A 7,875-nucleotide genomic window follows, 5' to 3' on the forward strand; every position below is an offset into this window, starting at 1 on the left:
CCCCCCCCCCCCCCCCCCCCCCGTCTCTTTGCGGCGGAGGGTGCACAGGTCGTCGCCGTTGATCTCGTGGAGGCCGCGGTCGACGAAACGGCGGAGATGATCCGCAAGGATGGCGGCACGGTTTCATCCGTTGCGGCCGATGTCAGCGACGAGAACGCCGTCAAAGGTTTTGTCGAGCATTGCGTGGCGCAATATGGCGGCGTCGACGTGTTGTATGCCAATGCGGGCATCAGCGGCGGTCTTGTGCCGTTGCAGGAGCAGACCGTTCCCTACTGGCAGCAGATTCTCGCCGTCAATCTCATCGGCCCGTTTCTCGCGATCAAATATGCGAGCCCTCATATGCTCAAACAGGGCAAGGGATCGATCGTCTGCACGGCGTCGGTCGCGGGCTTGCGCGCCAATGCCGGCGCCACCGCCTACAGCGCCAGCAAGGCCGGCGTCATCAGCCTTGTGCAGACCGTCGCCAACGAATTCTACGGCACCGGCGTGCGCGTCAACGCGATTTGCCCCGGCCTGATCGAGACCGGCATGACGAAGCCGATCTTCGACGGCGCGCGGGCGCGCGGCACCGACGACAAGATCGGCCAACTCAATCCGATGAAGCGCTACGGCCTGCCGCCGGAAATCGCCCATGCGGCGCTCTTTCTCGCCAGCGACGATGCCTCCTATGTCAACGGGCAGGCGATCGCCGTCGATGGCGGCCTTTCGAGCACGCATCCTTTCGCCGGAAAACGCTGAACCGGCGGAGCGCTGCGGAGGCCGCAAAGGGTCCGCGGCGCCCGGCCGGCGGGCCCTTTCTTCCATGCAGCGCAATGCCGCCCCTTGACGCCGTTGCCCGTCAAGCTATGCTGAACAACCATACCAACCAGTTGGTTTGTTTCAGGATGATGGAAAACACCGCATGTGACGATGCACCGGAGGCCCCCGCCGGGACCGACGGCCGGCATGTGCGCGGCGACAAGACCCGCCAGGCGCTGCTCGAGGCGGCCTTCGGCGAGATATATGAACAGGGGTTCCGCTCGGCAAGCCTCAGCGAGATCATCAAGAAGGCGGGCTGCACCAAGGGCTCGCTCTATCACCACTTCCCCGACAAGCATGCGCTGGGCCTCGCGGCGGCCGAAGAATTCATGGCCGGATACATAAGAGGTGTCTGGATCGAGCCCCTGCGCGACACAGCCGACCCGCTATCGGAGATCCGCGCGATCATCGAGCGCCATGCCAATGGCGAGATCGGGATCGATCCGCGTCGCGGCTGCCCCTTTCAGAACCTGACTCAGGAAATGGCCGGCATCGACGCCGGCTTCCAGGAACTTTTTGCGGCCCTCTTCGCAAGCCTGCGCGGCGCTGTGGCGGACGCGCTGGCGCGGGGTCGGAAGACGGGCATGGTGCGGCCCGACATCGACCCCCTGTGCGTGGCGACGCTGATCGTCGCCGGCCATCAGGGTGTTGCAAGCATGATCAAGGCGACGCAGGACCTCGAAGTGGGGCGTGCGGCGGCAACGGCATTTTTCGATTATCTGGAAAGCCTGCGGCCGTAACCGGGCCGGCGGGGCAAGTGAGGCATCATGAACGATTGGGTTGTGAGCTACGGCAGAGCGGTTGTGAAACTGCGTTGGCTTATCGTCCTCCTCTCCATTGCCGGGGTTCTGTTTCTGGCGAGCGGCGGACGCTTTATCCAGTTTTCAAACGACTATCGGTACTTCTTCACCGATCAGAATCCGAACCTGCAGGCGTTCGAACGGCTGGAGCGAACCTATACCAGCCCCGACACGCTGCTATGGGTGCTCCGCCCGCATGAAGGCAAGATCACGACGCCGGAGCGGCTTGCCATCGTCAAGGAGATCACGGAACGGGCCTGGCAGACGCCCTTCTCGACCCGCGTCGACAGCCTCACCAACTTCCAGCACACGCGCGCGGAAAACGACGACCTGACCGTTCGGGATCTGGTGGAGGATCCGCAAAGCCTCACCGCGGACGGCGCCAGTGCGGTGGGCGATATCGCGCTCAACGACCCCATCATCGCCGACCGTCTCATCTCGGACGACGAGACCACCACGGCGATCGTCGCGACGCTGAAAATGCCGCGCGACGATCAGGTCGCCACGTCCAGCGTCATGGCATATGCCCGCGAGCTCCTGAAAGACATGCGGGAGAAACATCCCGACATCCGCTTCGAGCTGACAGGTTCCGTCGCTCTGTCCAGCTCCTTCTCGGAAGCCGCCCAGCGGGATCTGGCGACACTGACGCCCGCCATGTATCTGGTGCTGGCGCTCACCGTCTATTTCCTCACCCGGTCGATCCCGGGAACCATCGCCACCATCCTGGTGGTGACGCTCTCGGCGGCTGCCGCCATGGGGCTGGTGATGGGTTGGTTCGGCGTGAAACTCACCCCTCCCTCTTCGGGTGCGCCGACCATCATCCTGACCATCGCCGTCGCCGATTCGATCCACATACTGGTCACGATGCTGGTGGAGATGCGAAGAGGACGCGCCAAGCACGACGCGATTGTCGAAAGCCTGCGCGTCAACTGGGGCCCGGTCTTCCTGACCAGCGTCACGACGGCGATCGGCTTTGCCAGCCTGAACTTTTCCGACGCGCCGCCCTTCCGCGATCTCGGCAACACCGCCGCCGTCGGCGCGGTGATCGCCTGGGCGCTGTCGGTGACGCTGCTGCCGGCGCTTGCCGCCATTCTGCCCATGAAAGCGAAGGGAACGCTTATCCGGCAAAGCGAGTTCATGGAGCGTTTTGCCGAAGCTGTCATCGCCCGTCGCCGCGTCCTGCTCGTTGCGATGACGGTACTGATTGTCGGCTTTGCAACGCTGCTGCCTCGCTTTTCCTTCAATGATCGTTTCGTCACCTATTTCGACGACAGGATGGAGTTCCGCGTCGCTTCGGACTGGGCGGCAGACCATCTGACCGGCATTTACCAGATCAGCTACTCGCTCTCCGCGGGCGAAACGGGCGGCGTCTCCAACCCGGAATACATCGCCAAGGTCGAGGAGTTTGCAAACTGGTTCCGCACGCAACCGGAAGTCGTGCACGTCTCCACTTTCTCGGACGTCATGAAACGCATCAACAAGAGCATGCATGGCGACAACGAGAGTTACTACCGGGTGCCGGACGATCGCGATATGGCGGCGCAGTTCCTTCTGCTCTACGAAATGTCGTTGCCCTACGGGCTCGATCTCAACGATCAGATCAATGTCGACAAGTCCGCGACAAAGCTGACCCTGACGCTGACCGACATATCGACGACGGAAATGCAGTCGCTGATCAATCGTGCCGACACATGGCTCAAGACAAATGCGCCGGAACACATGTATTCCTACCCGGCCGGGCAGGCGGTGATGTTCGCCTTTATCGGGCGCAACAATTTCAACGCCATGACGACCGGCACGGCCGTCGCCCTGCTGCTCATCTCCGGCTGCCTGATGCTCGCCTTGAGAAATCTCAAGCTCGGACTCATCAGCCTGGTTCCGAACCTGACACCGCCGATCGTCGCCTTCGGCATCCTGGCTCTCTTCACGCCCGAAGTGGGTTTCTGGGCGACGTTCGTTATCGCAACGGCGCTCGGCCTCATTGTCGACGCGACGGTGCATTTCCTCTCAAAGTACCGCCGGGCGCGGGTCGAACATGGCAAATCGCCGGAGGACAGCGTGCGGTATGCCTTCGCGACCGTCGGCACGGCCTTGTGGGTGTCGACCTTCGTTCTCGTCATCGGCTTTGCCATTCTGGCCTTGTCTCCGTTCAAGGTGAACGCCATGCTGGGCATCATGGTTGCGCTGACCGTCGCCGTGGCCCTGATTATCGACTTCCTGCTGCTGCCGTCGCTGCTGATTGCCCTCGACCGCGGGAAGAAGCCGAGCAAACTTCCGGACGCCGCCGCGTCGGCACCGGCGGAATGAGGAAAGCCGATCCATGATCGCCGCCGAACACAATCGACATGTCTCCGCCCGCGAGGGAACGGAAACGAGGAGGATATCCATGCGTACTCAGTTTTTCTCTTGCGGCCGGCTCAGACAGGCCCTGACGGGCGCCGCGTTGATGCTTGCCATACCGGCCATCATCGGCACGGCCATGGCGGCGGATGCGCCGACGCTGCCCGACGATCCGGAAGCCAAAGGCCAGGCGATCGCCGAGGAAACGGATCGGCGCAACCAGGGCTTCGGCGATACCAGAGCATCCATGAAGATGATCCTTGAGAACGCCTATGGAGAAACGAGCGAGCGCGAGCTGCGTTCCCTGACGCTCGAAAACCCCAATCCGGACGAAGGCGACTGGACGCTCAACGTTTTCGACAAGCCGCGCGATGTCGACGGCACAGCGCTTCTCACCTATGCAAAAATCCTCGATCCCGACGATCAGTGGATGTATTTGCCGGCAGTCAAGCGCGTGAAACGCATTTCTTCCGTCAACAAGTCCGGTCCGTTCATGGGCAGCGAGTTTGCCTTCGAGGACTTCTCGTCCACGGAAGTCGGCAAATACAGCTACAAATGGCTGCGCGACGAGCCGTGCCCGGAACCGGTGGCGGATCGTACCTGCCACGTCACCGAACGCTATCCGTTGTATGAGCATTCCGGCTATACGCGTCAGATTGCATGGACCGACACTGTCGACTATCAGCCGCGCAAGCTCGAATATTACGATCGAAAAAATCAGCTCCTCAAGACTCTCGCCCTCACGGATTACAAGCTGTACGAAGGCAAGTTCTGGCGGGCGCATGACCTCTTCATGCAGAATCATGTGACGGGCAAATCAACGCGTCTGACATGGCTGGACTACAGTTTCGGGACAGGCTTGAGCCAGAACGATTTCAGCACCAGCGCATTGCAGCGCGCACGTTGATCGTCGCAGCCGTCAACCCGCGTGCCAGCACGCATCGGGCGGTGAGCGCAAGGCCGGCCGGCCCGGTGGGACATGGACCGGTCGTGTTTGGGGGATGACATGAGTTTCGGAACTTTCAACAAAGGAGCGGTACTGGTGCTGGCTGCGGCACTCGCAGCCGGCGCCGCGGAGGCGCGTGACATCGAGATCACGGGCTATGTAGAGCCTGAGTTGCAACTCTTTACGCAAAGCGCAAGCGGCGCGGAGCAACGCAGATGGAATACATCTGTTGCCGCCGAGGTTACGTTCGAAAGTTTCTGGGACAATTCGAATCAATGGGTCGTGGTGAAGCCCTTTGCGCGCTGGGACCTGCGTGACGGAAATCGCAGCCATGTCGACATGCGCGAGGCGAAGTATGCGCGTGTGATCGACAATTGGGAGTTCCGCATCGGCCTCGACAAGGTCTTCTGGGGCGTGACGGAAGCCGTCCATCTCGTCGACATTATCAACCAGACGGATCTTGTGGAAAGCATCGATGGCGAGGAGAAGCTCGGCCAACCCATGGTCATGGTTTCTTCCGTCTGGGATGTCGGTACGTTCACGGGATATCTCCTTCCCTATTTTCGCGAGCGCACCTTTCCAAGTCTTTCAGGCAGGCCGGCATTCGACATCCCCGTCGATGAGACACAAACACGATATGAAAGCGGCGCAAAGCAGCACCATGTCGACTTTGCGCTGCGCTACAGCAACACGTTCGATATCTGGGACGTCGGCGTCAGCTATTTTCAGGGCACGAACCGCAATCCGCTTCTCCTGCCGGGGCTCAATACCGGCGGGCAGCTGGTTCTCATCCCCTTCTACGCACAGACAAAGCGCGTGAGCACGGATGTTCAGGCGACGTCCGGCGCCTGGCTCTACAAGTTCGAAGGTTTCCTGCAGGATCAACTCGGCGAAGGACATGTGCAGGCCACCGGCGGCGTCGAGTATACGTTCTACGGTATTTTCGACAGCCCTTCCGATGTCGGCGTCGTTGCCGAATATGCGTGGGACGACAGGGGCGGGAACAATCAGAACCCCTTTGCGAACGACGTGTTTGTGGCGCTGCGCTGGACGCCGAACGACGTCGCCTCCACGGCGGTACTGGCCGGCACGACCATTGACGTCGACACGCAGGCGCTTGGCCTTTCCCTCGAGGCGGAGCGCCGGTTCGGCGCCGATCTGTTTGTAAGCCTGGAAGCGCGTTTCTTCGAGAATGTGCCGCGGCAGGATCCGCTCTTCTCGGTTAGCGACGACAGCTTCGTGCAATTGCGTATCGCCCGGCACTTCTGAAGCCTGTCATCGGGCATTGCCGTTTGCATCGGCAATCGCAACAATGCGCCCGTTCGGATTTGTCCATGCGGGAAACGATCGTGCAGACCACTGTCATTTTTGGCGTTGTCGTCGCCGCCGGCGAGGCGCGGCGCATGGGCGGCGCCTCAAAACCGCTGTCCTCGCTTGGCGGCCGCTCGTTGATCGAGCATGTGGTCGCACGGGTTGCGCCGCAGGTCGACCGCCTGGCGCTCAATCTGCGGCCGGGCGACCGCGCTGCCGCCAACGCGATGTTCGGTCCGGCCCATCCGCTGCTCGACGATCTTTATGACAGCGGACAGGGTCCGCTCGGCGGCGTCCTTGCCGGGCTTGACTGGCTGGCGGCGGAGGGCGCGGCCCATTGGCTCGCGACCTTTCCCGGCGATACGCCTTTTCTGCCCGGCGACATCGTGGCACAGCTTGCCGCCGCCCGGACGGCGGCGCCGCCAACGCCCGTCGTCGCGCATGACGGCCGGCGTCTTCAGCCGCTCTGCAGCCTTTGGCCGCTCGATTGCCGGGAGCCCCTGCGCCGCGGCATCGAGGAAGGCGCGTTTCGCAGCCTCTATCATACGCTTGACGCGCTTGGCGCGGCGACATGCCGGCTTTCGGCACCGGCGGACGCCTTCTTCAATATCAACACGGCGGACGACCTTCTCCGGGCCGAACAAATCATGCAGGCCGGCGGGCCTCACCCGCACGACTTACGGTAAATCGGTCTGGTCCGGAACTTGCTGCGGATATCCCGGCCGATATCTGCCGGAGGGCGTGAAAAATGCCGTCCCGGCGCGGCCTGAACCGGCGGAAGGTCGATGGCGTTGGACGCTGGAAAGCCCCTGAAAATCATGATTATCGACTCCAACGACGACCGCGCGGCGGTGGTCGAGCAGGGTCTTGCCGCCTTCGGCGAGGTGCAGGTGCTGCGCGTCGGCCTGCTGACCGACCTTGCCGCGCAAGTCCGCCGCCACGAGCCCGACGTCATCGTCGTCGATTGCGACAGTCCCGACCGCGACACGCTGGAAAGCATGCGCGACGTCTCGGCCGCCTCGCCGCGCCCGATCGTGATGTTTGTTGAGGAAAGCGGCCCTTCCCAGGCCGAGGAAGCCCTGCGCGCCGGCGTCAGCGCCTATATCGTCGACGGTCTCAGCGAGAAGCGCGTCAAGCCGGTGCTCGACGTCGCGATCCTGCGCTTCAAGGTCTTCCAGAAGATGCGCGGGGAGCTCGAAAAGGCGAAGTCGGACCTCGCCGGCCGCAAGATCATCGAGCGCGCGAAGGGCATCCTGATGGATCAGCGCAAGCTCTCCGAACAGGAGGCCTACAAGCTGCTCCGCGACTCGGCCATGCAGGAGGGAAAGCCGATTCTCGAGATCGCCGACAGCCTCATTTCGGTCTCGCGATTGCTCAAAGGTTAGGCGAAAGCCGCCGCACTTGGCGGCAACCGGATTATTTCTTGTGCAATGCGGCATAAAATTACCTAATGAAATCAAAAACTTATTGCGCTGGAACAAATCCCGTATCAGTCTGATGACATAGAAGACGGTGCTGCGGCGCCGTCGACCGGACAAGGTCAATGACGACCTCGTCCGGACAAATCAGGGTCAATGGCGACCCCGCATTCGGACAATGGCGTCCGCTGCAGCGAGCAATCGCTGCGCGGGCGTTTTTCATTTTTGGCCTCCCGCCCTTGCGAAAGGGCCGGCATCGGAT

At 62.1% G+C, this 7,875-nt stretch carries 7 protein-coding genes; all 7 read left to right on the forward strand.

Annotation, left to right across the window (positions count from 1 at the left end; genetic code table 11):
• On the forward strand, positions 1-738 hold a 738-nt coding region (locus tag WEB61_RS09705), incomplete at its 5' end, for an SDR family NAD(P)-dependent oxidoreductase (RefSeq protein WP_368064138.1).
• 149 nt (positions 739-887) lie between these two features.
• Positions 888-1,538 (forward strand): TetR/AcrR family transcriptional regulator, encoded by a 651-nt coding sequence (locus tag WEB61_RS09710; RefSeq protein WP_368064139.1) that lies wholly within the window; start codon positions 888-890, stop codon positions 1,536-1,538.
• A 27-nt stretch (positions 1,539-1,565) separates the two neighbouring features.
• On the forward strand, positions 1,566-3,905 hold the full coding sequence (locus WEB61_RS09715; RefSeq protein ID WP_368064140.1) for an RND family transporter: 2,340 nt from the start codon (positions 1,566-1,568) through the stop codon (positions 3,903-3,905).
• A 79-nt stretch (positions 3,906-3,984) separates the two neighbouring features.
• On the forward strand, positions 3,985-4,845 hold the full coding sequence (locus WEB61_RS09720) for an outer membrane lipoprotein-sorting protein (RefSeq protein ID WP_368064141.1): 861 nt from the start codon (positions 3,985-3,987) through the stop codon (positions 4,843-4,845).
• Between the two features lie 99 nt (positions 4,846-4,944).
• On the forward strand, positions 4,945-6,153 hold the full coding sequence (locus WEB61_RS09725) for a hypothetical protein (RefSeq protein WP_368064142.1): 1,209 nt from the start codon (positions 4,945-4,947) through the stop codon (positions 6,151-6,153).
• An 80-nt stretch (positions 6,154-6,233) separates the two neighbouring features.
• Positions 6,234-6,881 (forward strand): molybdenum cofactor guanylyltransferase MobA, encoded by a 648-nt coding sequence (gene mobA / locus WEB61_RS09730; RefSeq protein WP_368064143.1) that lies wholly within the window; start codon positions 6,234-6,236, stop codon positions 6,879-6,881.
• A gap of 99 nt (positions 6,882-6,980) precedes the next feature.
• Positions 6,981-7,580 carry an ANTAR domain-containing response regulator gene (locus WEB61_RS09735; RefSeq protein ID WP_368064144.1) on the forward strand — a complete coding sequence of 200 codons (600 nt, stop codon included), beginning with the start codon at positions 6,981-6,983 and terminating at the stop codon, positions 7,578-7,580.
• The last annotated feature ends 295 nt before the right edge of the window (positions 7,581-7,875 follow it).

Origin of the sequence: Parvibaculum sp. (assembly GCF_040882025.1) — a bacterium.
Lineage (GTDB): Bacteria > Pseudomonadota > Alphaproteobacteria > Parvibaculales > Parvibaculaceae > Parvibaculum.

Excerpts from the sequence above, each read along its gene's own strand:
- WEB61_RS09715 (WP_368064140.1), top strand. The coding sequence starts at position 1,566 with ATGAACGATTGGGTTGTGAGCTACGGCAGAGCGGTTGTGAAACTGCGT.
- WEB61_RS09725 (WP_368064142.1), top strand. The coding sequence starts at position 4,945 with ATGAGTTTCGGAACTTTCAACAAAGGAGCGGTACTGGTGCTGGCTGCG.
- WEB61_RS09720 (WP_368064141.1), top strand. The coding sequence starts at position 3,985 with ATGCGTACTCAGTTTTTCTCTTGCGGCCGGCTCAGACAGGCCCTGACG.
- WEB61_RS09710 (WP_368064139.1), top strand. The coding sequence starts at position 888 with ATGGAAAACACCGCATGTGACGATGCACCGGAGGCCCCCGCCGGGACC.
- WEB61_RS09735 (WP_368064144.1), top strand. The coding sequence starts at position 6,981 with ATGGCGTTGGACGCTGGAAAGCCCCTGAAAATCATGATTATCGACTCC.